The organism is Campylobacter sp. 107, assembly GCF_002383835.1.
GTDB lineage: Bacteria > Campylobacterota > Campylobacteria > Campylobacterales > Campylobacteraceae > Campylobacter_D > Campylobacter_D jejuni.
Window position 1 is genome coordinate 20201 of sequence record NZ_NXBA01000018.1, and the last position, 16500, is coordinate 36700.

Annotated in this window: 17 protein-coding genes and 1 pseudogene; 6 read left to right on the top strand and 12 right to left on the bottom strand. The window is 28.3% G+C overall.

Annotation, left to right across the window (positions count from 1 at the left end; genetic code table 11):
* The first annotated feature begins 8 nt into the window (after positions 1 to 8).
* The 4 genes and pseudogenes from BGS40_RS01685 (at position 9) to gmhA (ending at position 3459) form a co-directional block, all read left to right on the top strand.
* Positions 9 to 570: pseudogene (locus BGS40_RS01685) on the top strand (D-glycero-alpha-D-manno-heptose-1,7-bisphosphate 7-phosphatase).
* Entirely contained in the window at positions 571 to 1524 is a 954-nt protein-coding gene (rfaD, locus tag BGS40_RS01690; protein WP_087691938.1) for an ADP-glyceromanno-heptose 6-epimerase, read from the top strand. It abuts the pseudogene before it with no gap.
* Positions 1517 to 2902, top strand: coding sequence for a D-glycero-beta-D-manno-heptose-7-phosphate kinase (gene rfaE1, locus BGS40_RS01695; RefSeq protein WP_096738269.1), 1386 nt, complete (start codon positions 1517 to 1519; stop codon positions 2900 to 2902). Before rfaD ends, rfaE1 begins: the two co-directional genes overlap by 8 nt.
* Positions 2899 to 3459, top strand: coding sequence for a D-sedoheptulose 7-phosphate isomerase (gmhA, locus tag BGS40_RS01700; protein WP_052793751.1), 561 nt, complete (start codon positions 2899 to 2901; stop codon positions 3457 to 3459). Before rfaE1 ends, gmhA begins: the two co-directional genes overlap by 4 nt.
* On the opposite strand, the gene waaF is transcribed toward gmhA, so the two are convergent.
* On the bottom strand, positions 3440 to 4399 hold the full coding sequence (waaF, locus tag BGS40_RS01705; RefSeq protein ID WP_096738270.1) for a lipopolysaccharide heptosyltransferase II: 960 nt from the start codon (positions 4397 to 4399) through the stop codon (positions 3440 to 3442). The two genes, gmhA and waaF, sit on opposite strands and share 20 nt — an antisense overlap.
* A gap of 58 nt (positions 4400 to 4457) precedes the next feature.
* Between waaF and BGS40_RS01710 the strand changes: the two genes are divergently transcribed.
* Complete coding sequence (locus BGS40_RS01710; RefSeq protein ID WP_096738271.1) at positions 4458 to 5270, top strand: glycosyltransferase family 2 protein; 813 nt, start codon at positions 4458 to 4460, stop codon at positions 5268 to 5270.
* On the opposite strand, the gene BGS40_RS09875 is transcribed toward BGS40_RS01710, so the two are convergent.
* From BGS40_RS09875 to BGS40_RS01735, 6 genes are all read right to left on the bottom strand, one after another.
* Positions 5210 to 5605 carry a hypothetical protein gene (locus BGS40_RS09875; protein ID WP_308203023.1) on the bottom strand — a complete coding sequence of 132 codons (396 nt, stop codon included), beginning with the start codon at positions 5603 to 5605 and terminating at the stop codon, positions 5210 to 5212. The two genes, BGS40_RS01710 and BGS40_RS09875, sit on opposite strands and share 61 nt — an antisense overlap.
* Positions 5535 to 5873, bottom strand: coding sequence for a hypothetical protein (locus BGS40_RS09635; RefSeq protein ID WP_257841689.1), 339 nt, complete (start codon positions 5871 to 5873; stop codon positions 5535 to 5537). The genes BGS40_RS09875 and BGS40_RS09635 overlap by 71 nt, the downstream gene beginning before the upstream one ends.
* Before the next feature lie 203 nt (positions 5874 to 6076).
* Positions 6077 to 6742, bottom strand: coding sequence for an acylneuraminate cytidylyltransferase family protein (locus BGS40_RS01720; protein ID WP_096738272.1), 666 nt, complete (start codon positions 6740 to 6742; stop codon positions 6077 to 6079).
* Positions 6739 to 7857, bottom strand: a complete 1119-nt coding sequence (gene neuC / locus BGS40_RS01725; RefSeq protein WP_096738273.1) for a UDP-N-acetylglucosamine 2-epimerase — start codon at positions 7855 to 7857, stop codon at positions 6739 to 6741. Before neuC ends, BGS40_RS01720 begins: the two co-directional genes overlap by 4 nt.
* On the bottom strand, positions 7854 to 8894 hold the full coding sequence (gene neuB / locus BGS40_RS01730; protein ID WP_096738274.1) for an N-acetylneuraminate synthase: 1041 nt from the start codon (positions 8892 to 8894) through the stop codon (positions 7854 to 7856). The genes neuC and neuB overlap by 4 nt, the downstream gene beginning before the upstream one ends.
* Complete coding sequence (locus BGS40_RS01735) at positions 8895 to 9770, bottom strand: alpha-2,3-sialyltransferase (protein ID WP_096738275.1); 876 nt, start codon at positions 9768 to 9770, stop codon at positions 8895 to 8897.
* An 88-nt stretch (positions 9771 to 9858) separates the two neighbouring features.
* Here BGS40_RS01735 and BGS40_RS01740 point away from each other — a divergent pair, with 88 nt between their 5' ends.
* Positions 9859 to 10764, top strand: a complete 906-nt coding sequence (locus tag BGS40_RS01740) for a glycosyltransferase family 2 protein (RefSeq protein WP_096738276.1) — start codon at positions 9859 to 9861, stop codon at positions 10762 to 10764.
* Here the strand turns inward: BGS40_RS01740 and BGS40_RS01745 are convergent.
* From BGS40_RS01745 to waaC, 5 genes are all read right to left on the bottom strand, one after another.
* Positions 10750 to 11793, bottom strand: coding sequence for a beta-1,4-N-acetylgalactosaminyltransferase (locus BGS40_RS01745; protein WP_096738277.1), 1044 nt, complete (start codon positions 11791 to 11793; stop codon positions 10750 to 10752). The genes BGS40_RS01740 and BGS40_RS01745 overlap by 15 nt on opposite strands.
* Positions 11794 to 11862: 69 nt before the next feature.
* On the bottom strand, positions 11863 to 13032 hold the full coding sequence (locus tag BGS40_RS01750; protein WP_096738278.1) for a glycosyltransferase family 2 protein: 1170 nt from the start codon (positions 13030 to 13032) through the stop codon (positions 11863 to 11865).
* A 3-nt stretch (positions 13033 to 13035) separates the two neighbouring features.
* Complete coding sequence (locus tag BGS40_RS01755; protein ID WP_096738279.1) at positions 13036 to 14583, bottom strand: glycosyltransferase family 2 protein; 1548 nt, start codon at positions 14581 to 14583, stop codon at positions 13036 to 13038.
* A complete protein-coding gene (gene htrB / locus BGS40_RS01760) occupies positions 14580 to 15467 on the bottom strand; it encodes a lipid A biosynthesis lauroyl acyltransferase HtrB (protein ID WP_096738280.1) in 888 nt (295 codons plus the stop codon). Before htrB ends, BGS40_RS01755 begins: the two co-directional genes overlap by 4 nt.
* Complete coding sequence (gene waaC / locus BGS40_RS01765) at positions 15457 to 16485, bottom strand: lipopolysaccharide heptosyltransferase I (protein ID WP_096738281.1); 1029 nt, start codon at positions 16483 to 16485, stop codon at positions 15457 to 15459. Before waaC ends, htrB begins: the two co-directional genes overlap by 11 nt.
* Positions 16486 to 16500: the final 15 nt, after the last annotated feature.

A 16500-nucleotide genomic window follows, 5' to 3' on the forward strand; every position in this document is an offset into this window, starting at 1 on the left:
TAAAGATAATGTTTATTTTCTTTTCAAAAAAGCTATATTATAATGTTTTTTATGAAAACAAAAGCATTATTTTTAGATAGAGACGGTGTGATTAATATAGATAAAAAATATGTCTATAAAATAGAAGATTTTGAATTTTGTGATGGAATTTTTGAACTTTGTAGATATTTTTTAGCTAAAAAATATTTGCTTTTTATAGCGACAAATCAATCAGGCATTGCAAGAGGATATTATAAGGAAAGTGATTTTTTTAAGCTTTGTGATTATATGCTTAAAGAATTTACTAAACAAGGTATAAAAATTGATAAAATTTATCATTGTCCGCATTTAGAAGGTTGTGAATGTCGCAAACCTAAAGCAGGAATGCTTTTAAAAGCAAAAGATGAGTTTAATTTAGATATGAAAAATTCTATTTTTATCGGAGATAATCTAAGCGATATGCAAGCAGGGTTAAATGCTAATATTGGCACTTTGATTTTGGTAAATGAAGAAAAAAAAGAAGGCGATTTTTTTAGACAATTTCAAAATTTAAAAGAAATTTTGAGCTTTTTTAAAGAAAAGGACATTTAAATGAGAGTAGCAATCACAGGTGGTGCAGGATTTATAGGTTCGCAACTGGCTTTAAATTTGCAAGAAAAACATGAAATTTTAATCATTGATAAAATGCGTAGCAATGCGACTTTTGAAAATGGAAATTTACAAAGTTTTGGGCATTTTAAAAATTTACTTAAATTTGATGGAGAGCTTTTTGCAGGTGATATTAACGATGAAAAAGTTTTAAAAAAGATTGAAGATTTTAAGCCAGAGATTATTTTTCATCAAGCAGCAATTTCAGACACTACGGTTTTTGATCAAACTAAGGTTTTACAAACCAATTTAAATACTTTTAAAGATTTTATAGAACTTAGCATAGATCTTAATGCAAAGCTTATTTATGCAAGTTCAGCTTCGGTTTATGGTGATGCAAAAAGTCCACAAACTGTAGGTAAAGATGAAGAACCAAAAAATCCTTATGCTTTTTCAAAATTGATGATGGATAAGTTAGCGAAAAAATACTACGATAAAGCTCATTTGGTAGGACTTAGATATTTTAATGTTTATGGAAAAGGCGAATTTTATAAAAACAAAACCGCTTCTATGGTTTTGCAATTTGGCCATCAAATTTTAGCAGGAAAAAATCCACGATTGTTTGAAGGAAGTGATCAAATTTATAGAGATTTTACTTATATTAAAGATGTTATTAGTGCTAATTTAATCGCCCTTGATTCAAAATGCGGGGTTTATAATGTAGGCAGTGGTAAAGCAAGAACCTTTCAAGATATAGTTGATATTTTGCAAAAAGAGTTAAAGACTGATTTGCCTTGTGAATATATCCCAAATCCTTATGTAAAATCTTATCAATTCCATACTGAAGCAAAACTAGATCAAACTTGGGATTATCAGCCAAAATTTAGTCTTGAAGAGGGGATTAAAGATTATTTAGATGAGATAAAAAGACTTTTTGAAAAGGAAGTAAATGCTTGAGTTTTTAAGCCAGAAAAAACCTAAAATTTTAATTATAGGGGATTTTATGGTGGATAATTACACTTGGTGTGATTGTTCGCGTATCAGTCCTGAAGCCCCTGTTTTGGTAGCTAAAACTCTTAAGGAAGATAAAAGATTGGGCGGGGCTGCGAATGTTTATGCAAATTTAAAAAGTTTAGGGGCTGATGTTTTTGCGCTTGGTGTTGTGGGTGATGATGAGAGTGGGAAATTTTTACAAGAAAATTTAAAAGGAGAATTTTTGATCCAAAAAGGACGCAAAACCCCTTTTAAAAATCGCATTATGGCACACAATCAGCAGGTTTTAAGACTAGATGAAGAAGACATAAGTGAGATTTTGCTTGAAAATGAGCTTATTGCTTTGTTTGATGAAAAGATTAAAGATTTTAAAGCTGTGGTTTTAAGCGATTATGCTAAGGGTATTTTAACGCCTAAGGTTTGCAAGGCTGTGATAAAAAAGGCTAAGGCTTTAAATATTCCTGTTTTAGTTGATCCTAAAGGCAGTGATTTTAGTAAATATAGCGGTGCAACCTTACTCACGCCTAATAAAAAAGAAGCTTTAGAAGCTTTGAAATTTGAAAATTTAGAGGGTGAAAATTTAGAAAAAGGGATTAAAAAATTAAAAGAAGATTTTTCTTTGCGTTATTCTATCATCACTCTTTCAGAAGCGGGGATTGCGCTTTTTGATGAGGGTTTAAAAATCGCACCTGCTAAAGCCTTAGAAGTTTATGATGTAACAGGAGCGGGCGATAGTGTGATTGCCGTTTTGGCTTTTTGTTTGGCAAATGAGATTGAAATTTTTAAAGCTTGTGAACTTGCCAATGAAGCTGCAGCCGTTGTGGTAAGTAAAATAGGTAGTGTGAGTGTGAGTTTTGATGAGATTAGAAGTTTTAAAAGTATGAGTTTTGAGAAAAAGATCAAAAATAAAGAAGAGCTTTTAACGCTTTTAAAACAAAATGATAAAAAGATTGTTTTTACAAATGGTTGTTTTGATATCGTGCATTTTGGACATATAAAATATCTTGAGAAAGCTAAAAGATTAGGCGATATTTTGATTGTAGGTTTGAACTCAGATGCGAGTGTGAAAAGACTCAAAGGCGAGAGTCGTCCTGTAAATTCAGAGTTTCAAAGAGCTTGTATGTTGGCAGCTTTTTATTTTGTAGATTTTGTAGTGATTTTTGATGAAAACACACCTTTAGAACTTATAAGCTTTTTAAAGCCTGATATTTTGGTTAAAGGAGCTGATTATAAAGATAAACTTGTTGTAGGTTCAAATTTGGTTTCAAGAGTTGAATTAATCGATTTTGAAGAAGGATTTAGTACGAGTAAGATTATAGAAAAGATTAAGGATAAAAAATGATAAATTTAGTAGAAAAAGAATGGCAAGAGCATCAAAAAATCGTTCAAGAAAGTGAAATTTTAAAAGGACAAATCGCTAAAGTAGGTGAGCTTTTATGTGAATGTCTTAAAAAAGGTGGTAAAATTTTAATTTGCGGAAATGGTGGAAGTGCAGCTGATGCACAGCATTTTGCAGCTGAACTTAGTGGGCGTTATAAAAAAGAACGCAAGGCTTTAGCAGGTATAGCACTTACAACCGATACTTCAGCGCTTAGTGCTATAGGAAATGACTATGGTTTTGAGTTTGTTTTTTCAAGACAAGTGGAGGCTTTAGGAAATGAAAATGATGTTTTAATCGGCATTTCAACCAGTGGAAAAAGTCCCAATGTTTTAGAAGCTTTTAAAAAAGCAAAAGAACTTAATATGCTTTGTTTAGGGCTTAGTGGAAAGGGCGGTGGAATGATGAATAAGCTTTGTGATCATAATCTTGTTGTGCCAAGCGATGATACGGCTAGAATTCAAGAAATACACATTTTAATCATACACACACTTTGTCAGATTATAGATGAGGGTTTTTAAGTAAATTTCTAGCTTCTTCTATAACCCTTTGAGGCTTTAAATCTTTCATGCATTTGTGGTGTTTTAAAGGGCAGATTTTTTGCATACAAGGCATACAAGCTAGATCTAAGTGTACTAATTTTGCGTTTTCATTTTGCCAAGGTGAAGTTTGAGTAAATTTCGTAGGGCCAAAAATAGCCACGGTTTTTACCTTATAAACCGCACTTAGGTGCATAGGACCACTGTCATTTGTGATGAAAAGATCGCAAAAAGCGATATTTTGACAAAGGGTTTTGATGGTGGTTTTATTGCAAAGATTTTTTACTTTTATATTTTGTTCTTTTAAAATTTGATAAATTTCATTACAAAGTTCTTGTTCGACTTTTCCTGCACCAAAGATTAAAATTTCATGACTTTGGCTGAAATTTAAAGCCACTTTAGCAAAATAACTCGCATCCCATCTTTTTGCACTTCCAAAGCTTGCGCCAGGGTTGAATCCTAGAATTTTTTTACCATTGTTTAAGATAAGAGGGTTTTGAAATTTTAGCTTAAAGGGAAGCTTTAAGTCTTTAGAATGAGCTTTTATGCTAAGTGAGTTTTCTATAAAATAAAGGTATTTTAAAACTTGATGTTCTTCTTTGTGCTTGTTTTTGTCAAAAAAATATCTTTGTTTCGTTTTAAGAATGTGCAAGATAATCTTAGAAGAAAACGCAGATCTAAAAGCAAAGCTAAGATCGATTTTACCAAGTTCTTTGCGTAAAGATAGAGCTTGTTTATAACGGGATAGTTTATTTTCTATGATGATTTTAGAATTAGGAAATTCTTTAAAAAGTGCTGTGGAAACCAAAGATCCATAAAGGATAAATTGGGCATTTTTAAAATGTTCTTTTATGGCGTATAAAGCAGGTGAAGCCATCACTGCATCGCCTAGCCAAGTGGGAAGATGTATAAAAATTTTCATAAATTTCCTAAACTTTGATAGAATTGTTTTTATTATTTTAACAAAATTTAGGAAAAATATGCCACAACTTTCGATCATAATCCCGCTTTTTAATTCTTGTGATTTTATTTCAAGGGCTTTGCAAAGTTGTATAAATCAGACTTTAAAAGATATTGAAATTTTGATTATTGATGATAAAAGTAAAGATAATAGTTTAAATATAGTTTTAGAATTTGCTAAAAAAGATCCAAGGATAAAAATCTTTCAAAATGAGGAAAATTTAGGCACTTTTGCAAGTAGAAATTTGGGAGTTTTACATTCTAGTTCTGATTTTATAATGTTTTTAGATAGTGATGATTTTTTGACGCTTGATGCTTGTGAAATAGCGTTTAAAGAGATGAAAAAAGGTTTTGATTTGCTTTGTTTTGATGCCTTTGTGCATAGAGTAAAAACCAAACAATTTTATCGTTTTAAACAAGATGAAGTTTTTAATCAAAAGGAATTTTTAGAATTCTTAAGCAAACAAAGGCATTTTTGCTGGTCGGTTTGGGCGAAGTGTTTTAGAAAAGATATCATCTTAAAAAGTTTTGAAAAAAATAAAATAGATGAGCGTTTGAGTTACGGCGAAGATGTACTTTTTTGTTATGTTTATTTTATGTTTTGTGAGAAAATAGCCGTTTTTAAAATTTGCATTTATCATTATGAATTTAATCCAAATGGAAGATATGAAAACAAAAATAAAGAAATTTTAAATCAAAATTATCATGATAAAAAGAAAAGTAATGAAATCATAAAAAAACTATCCAAAGAGTTTGCACATGATAAATTTCATCAGAAATTATTTGAAGTTTTAAAGAGAGAGGAAGTAGGGGTGAAAAATAGATTAAAATAGATTAAATTTTTTGATTTTAGTTCTAAAATATCTCTAAAATAAAGTTTATTTGGATTATAGTAGGAAATTGATTTTTTTATGATTTTTTCTTCTAGTAGGTCAAGATATTGGTTTATTTTTAAATTAAGATCAATATCATAAAAATCAGCAAAATGATATCTCCACCATTGAATTTTTAATAATCTTTCTATTGTTTTTTCATCAAATCTATATTTGATAATTTTGGCTGGAATTCCTGCAACTATAGCATAAGGTGGTACATCTTTAGTAACTACAGCTCTTTGTCCTATGACACATCCAGTCCCAAGTGTGATACCCTTGTTTAAGCAAAACATCTTTTCCTATCCAAACATCATCTTGTATAATTAAATGCGTTATTGATGAGCTTGGATTATGGTTAACTATAGGAAATGTTTTGTTGATGTGATTTTGACAAGCATCGTTAATAAAACTATGATTTGTTTCATAGGTAAAACTTGCAGTGCTGATTCTATCCATAGGGTGTTGAAAGTTAAACATAGAAACCCCATCAGCAATTGAACAATACCTTCCAACTTTTACATAATGAGGTAGAAAAGATCCACTAAAAGAAAATGAACCCATTTCATGTAAGATATTGCTAAATTTAAAAGCACAATATTCTTCTATCCCCCCCCGCACTCTCTAATTGATTGTTTTCCAATGGAATGGTTATAAAATCTTTGGTTTTTAGTCTTGAAAATCTTCTAGGATTTTCTATGTAAGTTTTTGTATAAATATTATATTGCTTTAATATATTTTTAATATATTTTTAATATATTTTAAGGTTATTTTTTCCATATCTGTTCAACCTTTTTTAAATCCTCCAAACAGTCAATATCTAAACTTGAGCTTTCATCCATTAAAAAATGCTTAGTTTTGCTTTGTAAAAAGCTAGGATTGTTTAAAAATTCTTTTATCTTTAAAATATAAATTGCACCATTGCTCATATAAGTTTTAGGCAATTTTTGCCTTGGTATAAAAGGATATTCATCATTACAAATCCCTGCTAAATCGCCACCATCATTGCAAACAAAGGCTTTTAGAATTTTATTATCACATTCGCTTACGCTAATTAGGGCATTTGCATTGCTATTTTTATAAAGATTAAAAGCCTCATCAATATGAATATTTGTTCTTAGCGGCGAAGTGGGTTGTAAAAAAACTACATCTTCATAATCTTTGTAAAATTTTAGAGCATGTAAAAGCACTTTATCGCTTGTAATATTATCTCGTGCAAGGCTAATTGGGCGTTTTAAAATATCAACATTTTGGCTTTTTGCATAATTTAAAATTTCATCACTATCACTGCTTACAACGACTTTACTAATGCTTTTAGCATTTAGTGCAGCTTTAATGGTGTAGTAAATTAAAGGTTTATTGTTTAATAAAACCAAATTTTTATTTTTAATACCCTTTGAGCCACCACGAGCAGGGATTATTGCTAAGCTCATTTTATATCCTTAAAAACTTTTTGCGTGCTGAGTTTAAAAAATTCTCCGCTTAATAAATATTCAAAAAATAATTTTGAGCTATCTAAAATCTCTAACTTAGCGCTAAATAGATCTTGTTTTTTATGAATGGTGTTAATAGCTTTTAGTATTTCATCGCTATTTGCATTAACTTTTAGTGTATTTTCATTGCCAAGTCTTCCATTTTGCCTAGAGCCAACTAAAATCCCTGCTGTTTTTAAGTATAAGGCCTCTTTTAAAATACAACTTGAATTACCTATTATAAAATCAGCATTTTTTAACAAAGTTATAAAATACTCAAATCTAAGCGATGGAAAAAGCTTAAATCTAGGGTTATTTTTAAGTTCTTCATAGCTTTGCAAGATTAATTCAAAGCCTAAATCATTATTTGGACAAATAACAATATAATTTTTGTTACTTTGTATTAGTGCTTTTACTAAATTATCTGCTTGATTTTTAATGCTTGTAATTTCAGTTGTAACAGGATGAAACATAAGTAAAGCATAATTTTCATAATTTATATCATAATATTTTTTTGCTTCATTAAGTGAAATTTTATTATCGTTTAAAAGTTCTAAATCAGGAGAACCTATAATAAAAATAGATTTTTCATCTTCTCCAAGTTGGATTAAACGCCTTTTTGCAAACTCATCATTTACTAAATGAATATGTGCTAGTTTTGATATAGCGTGGCGTAAGCTATCATCAATAGTTCCTGAAATCTCTCCACCTTCAATGTGTGCTACTAAGATATTATTTAATGCTCCAACAATAGCTGCTGCTAAAGGCTCGATTCTATCTCCATGCACTACGATTAAATCAGGTTTTAGCTCATTTACATATCTTGAAAATCCATCAATTGTAGTGGCTAAAGCCTTATCGGTTTGATAATATTTATCATAATTTATAAATTCATAAATATTTTTAAAGCCATTTTTATAAAGCTCTTTAACTGTATAGCCAAAATTTTTGCTTAAGTGCATTCCTGTTGCAAAGATGTAAAGCTCAAATTCGCTTGAGTTTTGCACCCTGTACATTAAAGATTTAATCTTAGAATAATCAGCCCTAGTACCTGTTATAAAAAGGATTTTTTTCACGCAAAATCCTCATAGCTTAACTGAGTATCATTTTCTATATCTCTTAATGCTTTTTTGCCTAAAATATTTTCAAATTCAGCCGCACTAATTCCACCAAGTCCAGGTCTTTTAACCCAGATATTGTCCATAGATAAAACTTCGCCTTTTTTAATATCTTTAATGCTAACTACGCTTGCAAAAGCAAAATCAATTGTAACTTGTTCTTGTTTAGCTGCTTTTTTGCTTTCATTATTTCCTCTCATTATAGCCATTTGCTCACTTTGCATAATTAGCTCTTTTAAAGCCTTTGTATCCATAGAACAAACTATATCAGGGCCACTTCTATTCATGCTGTCAGTAAAATGTCTTTCAAGCACACAAGCACCAAGTGCAACCGCACCTAAACACGCAAGATTATCTGTTGTGTGGTCGCTTAAGCCTACCATGCAAGAAAATTCTTTTTTTAATTCAAGTATAGCGTTTAATCTTACAAGATTATGTGGGGTTGGGTAAAGATTGGTCGTGTGCATTAAAACAAAGGGAATTTCATTGTCTAATAAGATTTTTACAGTTGGTTTTATACTTTCAATACTATTCATTCCTGTGCTAACTATCATAGGCTTTTTAAAGGCTGCTATGTGTTTAATAAGCGGATAATTATTACACTCACCTGAACCAATCTTAAAAGCACTAACTCCCATATCTTCTAAGCGGTTTGCACCTGCACGAGAAAAAGGTGTGCTAAGATAAACAAGACCTAATTTTTCTGTGTATTCTTTAAGTGCTAGCTCATCTTTATAATCTAAAGCACATTTTTGCATAATCTCATAAATGCTTATTTTTGCATTACCAGGAATTACTTTTTTAGCGGCCTTACTCATCTCATCTTCAACGATGTGGGTTTGATGCTTTATAATCTTAGCACCTGCGCTAAAGGCTGCATCTACCATAATTTTAGCTAGTTCTAAACTGCCATTATGATTAATGCCTATTTCAGGCACGACTAAGGGTGTTTTTTCTTCACTTATGATTATATTTTGTATTTTTATTTCTTTCATTTATTTTCCTTTGAAATAATGCTTTATATCACTAGGTAATCTTAATAGATCTTTTATCAACTTGTAATAAACATTTTCTTTAATTTTTATTTTTTTAAAATTAATATTTTTTGAAAATTTTCCATAGGCCTCACTAGAAGGTATGAGTATATCTTTAGTGTAGTTATTTTTTTCTTGTATGATAAAATTTGAATTTAAATTTGGCGCTAGTTCTATAAAATTTGCTAAAAGACTGTTAGGACATAAGCAATATAGTTTTATTTTGTAAGTTTTTTCTAGAAATTCTAAAGCTTTTATATCTGTATTTTTGCTGTGTCCGATATAGTGTGAGCGATCATTTTTAAAATCAGGGGCTAGTTTTAAAAGATTTTCTTGTTTGGTATCAAAAGCATAAGATGATCCATTTTGATAAAAATCGATTCCCGAAAGATAAATTTCTTTGTATCCTAGAGCTATAGCTACTGCACACATATAGATTCCTGAGGTAATTCTTTGATTGAAATAAATTTCGTGAAATTTAAAATAAGCATTAAATTCTTTAAGTTGTTTAAAAAAATCATATCCTAAATGAGCATCAGGAAAATAATCGTAAAAAGTTTTTACAAAATTTTCATTTTCTAGATGAGCTTGGTTGTAATTAGAACACATAATTAGTTCGGTCTCATATTCTTGATTTTGGATTAAATGTTTTAAAGTGTAGTATTGCTCAAAGAAGAAACCAGGGGTGTAAAACACTGCTTTGCATTTTTTACCAAGATAGTATTTATCTTCAAAATAAAATTGATTACATCTAAATACATCAAAATCATTTGGTAGCCTTGAATAATCAATTTCTTTTAAACTTGGTCCATTTCCAGCAATAATAACTTTTTTCATGATTATTTTCCATCAAGATTTATTTTTAACGATTTTATCAAAATAGATTTTATGTTATAATTAAATTATAATAAAATAAGGAATAAATATGTTTAAAATTTCAATCATCTTACCAACTTATAATGTGGAACAATATATAGCAAGGGCAATAGAAAGCTGTATCAATCAGACTTTTAAAGATATAGAAATAATTGTAGTTGATGATTGTGGAAATGATAATAGTATAAGTATAGCCAAAGAATACTCTAAAAAAGACAAAAGAATAAAAATAATCCACAATGAAAAAAACTTAGGTCTTTTAAGAGCAAGATATGAAGGTGTGAAAGTAGCAAACTCTCCTTATATAATGTTTTTAGATCCTGATGATTATTTGGAACTAAATGCTTGTGAAGAGTGTATAAAAATTTTAGATGAACAGGATGAAGTTGATTTAGTGTTTTTCAATGCTATTGTTGAAAGTAATGTTATTTCATATAAAAAGTTTGACTTTAATTCTGGTTTTTATAGCAAAAAAGAGTTTGTGAAAAAAATTATTGCAAAGAAAAATTTATATTGGACTATGTGGGGGAAACTTATAAGAAAGAAATTGTATTTAGAAGCTTTTGCGAGTTTAAAACTCGAGAAAGATGTTAAAATCAATATGGCTGAAGATGTATTGTTATATTATCCAATGTTAAGTCAAGCTCAAAAAATAGCATATATGAACTGTAATTTATATCATTACGTGCCTAATAATAATTCAATTTGTAATACTAAGAATGAAGTGCTTGTTAAAAATAATATTCAAGAGTTGCAGTTGGTTTTAAACTATTTAAGGCAAAATTATATTTTAAACAAGTATTGTAGCGTTCTCTATGTGCTAATTAAATATTTGCTATATATTCAAATATATAAAATAAAAAGAACAAAATTAATGGTTACATTGTTAGCTAAAATAAATATTTTAACTTTAAAAATTTTATTTAAATATAAAAAATTTTTAAAACAATGTTAAGAATATTTTTTTTAGAGTTTCTTTTGAAATCATAGAAGGTTCTATTTTATGATTAATATTTTGTAAATAGAATTTTTTAAATTCTTCAATACTTATCCAATTATATTTATAAATATCTTGAGCTCTATGTTTTTTTAAAAAAGGAAAATGATAATTATTTAATTCAGTGTGAAATAATATCCTGTGTTTATACTTTAATTGCTCTAAAGAGTGTATATTTGAAGAAAAACTTTGTTTTGTTGCTTTTTTCCAATTGTTATTGATTCTGTCAATTAATACTTCTTTCCATTTTAAGTTATAATTATTGATAAGCAAGCAATCTCCTGGTTCTTTCAATATATTGCCATTATTATCTTTACAAAGAAAAAAATTATCATTAAAATAGTGAATATCAACCCTTGAATAACTAATTACATCATATTTGTTTTTTGGTATATAGAAGCTTTTATAAAGTTTTTTAGCATCATAGATATGATCCACATCTATTTTTATAAGCCACTCATCTTTTGGTATAAAACTTGCAACATAATTATAATAGCTATAGAGTTTATTTTCTTCTGATTTTGGGTTTTGAATTTGAATTTCATAAGGATATTTTATTGGTATAAATGAAGGATATTGTTTGCAAAATTCTAGAATTATTTCTTCACTTCCATCGGTACAATCATTATATCCTATAACACCTCTTTGGATAGCAGGCAATATGCTTTCAAGAGAAGCTTTTAAGGTAATAGCTTCATTTTTTACTCGTATAAAAGCCCAAGGATTCAAAGGAGATTTTGGATCTTTAGATTTTTCATCATAATTAAAATATCCTTTATGCCCCTCCCGTATAATAGCTTTATTAAGTTTAATTAAATCTTCATTGTTGTATTTATTAATTTGCACAAGAGTTTTTTTTGGTAAATAAGAATCGATTTTATCTCGTTGTATGTTTTTTAGTAAAAATGTTTTTTTTATTTTATGTCTAATTTTTCTAAAAGGGATGAATAAGCAAATTATTTTCACAAAGTATGATTGAAATAGCATATAAAATATTTTCTCCTATAATTATAGTGATTATACCTAAAAATTAATTAATTTTTTATATTTTTATTATTAAATATTTTTTATTTTTTGCCAAAATTTCCAAATATCATAAGGAAGTTTTGTTTGAATAAAAGGTTTAATTAAAACTAATTGTTCCTTTAAATTTAAAGGATCTTTTTTAAATTTTTTAATCATTAAAGCTTTTTTGGCATAGCAAGGTAAAAATGTTTCTTTTATAGCAAGTGCATTTTCGTTTTTTTGATCTTTAAAAAATTCTATCAATTTTAAAGCAGTTATAACCCTGCTTGCTGCTTTTAAATAATTTTTTGCTTCCTTAGCGTTTTCCCCGAAAGTTTCATATATATCTTTAAAATACTCTGACACATTTGCTTTTGTAATCTTCTTATCATGATTTGATATACTGTTTGCTCTTAAACGACACAAATACAACTTTTGTGATAAAACATAAATTTTATTAGCACTAGCAAACAAAATTATCCCAAAGTGTATATCTTCATTGATAATAAAATTTATAAATTTAAGTTTAATTTGCTTTAAAAAATTAAAATCAATCATTCCATTCCATCCAAAAGAAATATCTCTAGATCCTACACTTAATGCTCGATTTGCATATTCTTTTGGAGTGATTATACATTCTTTTTTAAAATCAAAAATTTCCATCCTTGTTTTTTTGTGCTTATTTTTTATATTGTCTTCATAGGTGCAATCATGGTCAAACCACAATACATCCACATTTTTCATTCTTATAACACATTCTTCTATACAATTTAATTCCCAATAATTATCACTATCTAAGAATATAATATAATCTATACTAGGATAAGTAAAATTGGTTAAATCTTTTTCATTATTAAAAGCTTGAGAGCTTTTATATGCTTTATATATATTATAAGGATTATTACTATCCAATTGAAATTCTATTAAAGAATTTTCTTTTATATGTTGAGTTTTGTTTTTTAATTTATACTTTCCACTAAAGTATTCTATACCTACGTTTCTAGCTGAACTTAAACCCCCATTTTTCTTATCAAAAAGAGTTATTCTTTTATCTTTTAAGGTATATTTTTTTGCAATATTGAGTGAGTTTTCATCTGTACTACCATCATTTACAAGTATGATTTCTAAGTTGGTATAGGTTTGATTAATTACGCTATCTAAGCACTCTCTTAGATATTTTTCCACATTATAGATTGGTATAATTACACCTATTTTCTTCATGTTTTATCTCCAAGAAATCTTTTTATTTTTAATGGTATCTAAATAAATGTGATGATTGCTTTCAAGCATTTTTTTGCTATTTTCTTCGTGATAAATATGATAAGCAATAGCTTTAAATTTTAAGCGTCTAAAAATGCCTTTATTAAATAAAAATCTAGCAACAAATTCACTATCTTCCCTACCCCAACCAATAAAATTTTCATTAAAACCATCAAGTTCATCAAAATCAGTTTTAAAAAAACTCATATTGCAACCCCTAATACCTTTAATAAGAGTGGTTTTTTTAAAGATTTTTTCATCTTTTTTTGAAAGATTGTAAAGTATTTTAGCTAAAAAAGAATTTTTAGAACTTTTAAAATCTTTTTTATTAAAAGCTATGCGATAATCATCTTTGTTTAAAATTTCTTCGCTTTCTTTTTTATTTAAAATTACTCTTGAACCTTGTAAAAAAAGCTTTCTTTGTGCAAATTCTAAATGTTCTTTTATGAAATCTTTTTCCAAAATCATATCACCATCAATAACTATTATATATTCACTATCAGCGTTTTTTATAGTTTTGTTGCGACTTTTGCTAAGTCTAAACCCTTCATCTTCTTGCCAAATGTGTTTTAAAGGGCAAGGAAAATCTTTTTGATATTCTTTAATAAGCCTTGCTGTATCTTCTTTGCTACCATCATCTGCGATTAAAACTTCATTGGGTAAAAAAGCTAGATTTTTAACACTATCAAGTACTAATTTAAGGCGTTCTTTTTGATTATAGGTTGTTATTATTAAAGCACAAGTTTCTGGCTTTTGTCTTTGAAGTTCATATAATTTCATGTATTTAAAAAACACCCCTAAAGCATTGCAAACGCTAATTATAAAGCCTTTATAGCCGTATAAAAAGCCACTTTTTAAAAAATAATTTCTAAAAAAAGTCCAAAAAGCTCTTAAATTTGCTTTTAAAACACCACTTTTTTTGTGTATATTTTGTTTTGTCCAAAGGCTTGAGTAGTACTGCATTTTATTAATTAAGTGAGAGATGTCTTTATAAGAATAATGCCTTAATCCATTTTTAAGATGAATTTTTTTAGCATTGCTTGGTAGAATAAGACTTTCATGTACTAAATTATCATTAAAATGAGTAAAATTTTTATTAAAAATCCTTAAAACATAATCAGGCCACCAACCACATGCCTTTATCCATTCGCCTTTATAGAGATTTTTACGACTAAGCGCGATGATATTATTTTCTTGAAGTTCTAAATTTTTAAGCTCTTTAATACACTCATTTTCAAGCACTTCATCAGCATCAATGCTTAAAATCCAATCATTTTTTACATAGCTTAAAGCAAGATTTTTTAAAGCTCCAAAACCTATAAAAGCACTGTGGTAAATGTGCAAATTAGCAAAATCTTTTTTAAATTCATTAGCTATATTTAGGGTATTATCACTACTTTCATTGTTAAGTAAAATAATTTCATCAAAATCTTTTAAAGAATTTAAACACTCAAGCAAGGTTTGCTCTGCATTTTTTACGATGATAATAACGCTTATTTGCTTTAGATTCATTTTGCATCCTTGTAAATTTCCTTATTATAACTTGCAAAGCGTCTATGGAAAAAAAAGTATTCCCAAGGTCTTTTTTTAATCATTTCTTCGCAACTTTGTGCTTGATAAAGTGTCAGTTCTTCTAAGCTTGCATTTTGAGAATCTTTTGCTTTAAAAAACTCTATGCAAAATTTACCAGCTTCTTTATAGGCATAAACAGGGATGATCAAAGCATTGCTTCTTTGTGCGATAAGGCTTGCTCCCATTTGATAATTTACTTCTTTATTAAAAAATTTTAATCTTACACTTTCTTTTTCTACGCAGTCTTGATCAGTTAAAATTCCCAAAGCTCGCCCTTTTTTTAGGGCACTTAGCATTTGTCTTATACCGTCTTTTTTGTCAATAAGCTCTATGTCAAATTGAGTACGACTTTGGCTTAAAATTTCATACATAATTTCACTTTTTAACTTTTTTCCCACTATGGAAATCGCACCATATTTAGCTGCATAAGCAAGGCTTAAAATTTCCCAGTTTCCATAGTGTGCAGTTGTGAAGATAATAGGACGATTTAAAGCTAGAGCATCTATAAGAAAATTTTCATTGATGAAATTTACTTTATTGAGAATTTTTTCTTTAGTGGTGTTTTGATTTTGCAAACAATCAATCCCAAATTGAGCAAAATTTTCATAAATTTTTAAAGACAATTTATCGCGTTCTTTTTGAGTGTATTGAGGAAAACAGATTTGCAAATTTGTATCGATGATTTTGCGGTGTTTTTTGTTAAGATGAAAAGCGATTCTTGCTACAATCAAAGCTAAAAAATGCAAGATACAATCAGGCATAAAAGTAACAAAAAATTTCAAAATATAATAAAGACTAAGATATATTCTATCGCTATTTTTCATCAAGTAAGCCTTTGGCAAGTTTGAAGATATTTTCTTCTTCTATACGCGTGATACAAAAATCACTTTTATCGATATGCTTGGCATTTTGAATTTTTTTACCTGTATCAATGATTTTATTGATATGAGTTTGAAAAGCATTGCGGTAGCTTGGTGTTGCACCAAAAATCGTAATAGATGCTTTATTTAAAGCAAAAGCTAAATGTGTTGGACCACTATCATTTCCTATGATAAGATCCATCATTTTTGTAAAAGCCATTAGCTCTTCAAGATTAAATTTTGGCGCTAATTCTATATGTGTTTCATCAATACCACTAAGATTTAAAACCTCTTTAGCAAATTCGTATTCTTTTACATTTCCCCAAGCGAGCCAAATTTTTGTTTGTTGAAATTCATTGATTAAAAGTTTGCAAAGTATAGCAAGTTTTGTTTTAGGATAGATTTTATTTTCTACACTTGAGCCCACATGTATGAGTATGTTTTTTTCGTTTTTGTCGAGTTTGAGTTTATTATTTAAGAGTTGTTTTAAATTTTCATCTACGCTAAAAATATCTTGTTTAAAGGCTAAATTTTTGACATTAAAATCAGTATTTAACATAAAGGAGGTAAGACTTAAGTATCTTACAAATACATTTTCATTGTAATCTAACTCAAGTTTTTGGTTGTAGAAATTATGAGCAAAATTTTCTTTAAGACTATTTTTATCAAAACCAAAATTATTTCTACTTAAAATTCGACTTACAATAGCAGATTTTATGAGCCCTTGTAGATCTATTACTGCATTATAGTTGTTTTTTCTTGCTTTAAGAAGAATTTTTAGGCTTTTTAAAATTTTTTTGTCTTTTAAGGGCAGGGCATAGAGTTTGTCTATTAAAGGATGATTTTTGAGTATACCTTCAAATTTTTCATCTACAAACCAATGAATTTCTATATCTTTTTTAAAATTTTTGATAAATTGCAAAACCACGGCACTTTGTATAATATCACCAAGTGCTGACAAACGAACAATTGCTATTTTCATTAAAAGCCTAATATT

Bases quoted from the DNA above. Each gene is read 5' to 3' on its own strand.
- rfaD (WP_087691938.1), top strand. From the start codon at position 571: ATGAGAGTAGCAATCACAGGTGGTGCAGGATTTATAGGTTCGCAACTG.
- rfaE1 (WP_096738269.1), top strand. From the start codon at position 1,517: ATGCTTGAGTTTTTAAGCCAGAAAAAACCTAAAATTTTAATTATAGGG.
- gmhA (WP_052793751.1), top strand. From the start codon at position 2,899: ATGATAAATTTAGTAGAAAAAGAATGGCAAGAGCATCAAAAAATCGTT.
- waaF (WP_096738270.1), bottom strand. From the start codon at position 4,399: ATGAAAATTTTTATACATCTTCCCACTTGGCTAGGCGATGCAGTGATG.
- BGS40_RS01710 (WP_096738271.1), top strand. From the start codon at position 4,458: ATGCCACAACTTTCGATCATAATCCCGCTTTTTAATTCTTGTGATTTT.
- BGS40_RS09875 (WP_308203023.1), bottom strand. From the start codon at position 5,605: ATGTTTTGCTTAAACAAGGGTATCACACTTGGGACTGGATGTGTCATA.
- BGS40_RS09635 (WP_257841689.1), bottom strand. From the start codon at position 5,873: ATGGGTTCATTTTCTTTTAGTGGATCTTTTCTACCTCATTATGTAAAA.
- BGS40_RS01720 (WP_096738272.1), bottom strand. From the start codon at position 6,742: ATGAGCTTAGCAATAATCCCTGCTCGTGGTGGCTCAAAGGGTATTAAA.
- neuB (WP_096738274.1), bottom strand. From the start codon at position 8,894: ATGAAAGAAATAAAAATACAAAATATAATCATAAGTGAAGAAAAAACA.
- BGS40_RS01735 (WP_096738275.1), bottom strand. From the start codon at position 9,770: ATGAAAAAAGTTATTATTGCTGGAAATGGACCAAGTTTAAAAGAAATT.
- BGS40_RS01740 (WP_096738276.1), top strand. From the start codon at position 9,859: ATGTTTAAAATTTCAATCATCTTACCAACTTATAATGTGGAACAATAT.
- BGS40_RS01745 (WP_096738277.1), bottom strand. From the start codon at position 11,793: ATGCTATTTCAATCATACTTTGTGAAAATAATTTGCTTATTCATCCCT.
- BGS40_RS01750 (WP_096738278.1), bottom strand. From the start codon at position 13,032: ATGAAGAAAATAGGTGTAATTATACCAATCTATAATGTGGAAAAATAT.
- BGS40_RS01755 (WP_096738279.1), bottom strand. From the start codon at position 14,583: ATGAATCTAAAGCAAATAAGCGTTATTATCATCGTAAAAAATGCAGAG.
- htrB (WP_096738280.1), bottom strand. From the start codon at position 15,467: ATGAAAAATAGCGATAGAATATATCTTAGTCTTTATTATATTTTGAAA.
- waaC (WP_096738281.1), bottom strand. From the start codon at position 16,485: ATGAAAATAGCAATTGTTCGTTTGTCAGCACTTGGTGATATTATACAA.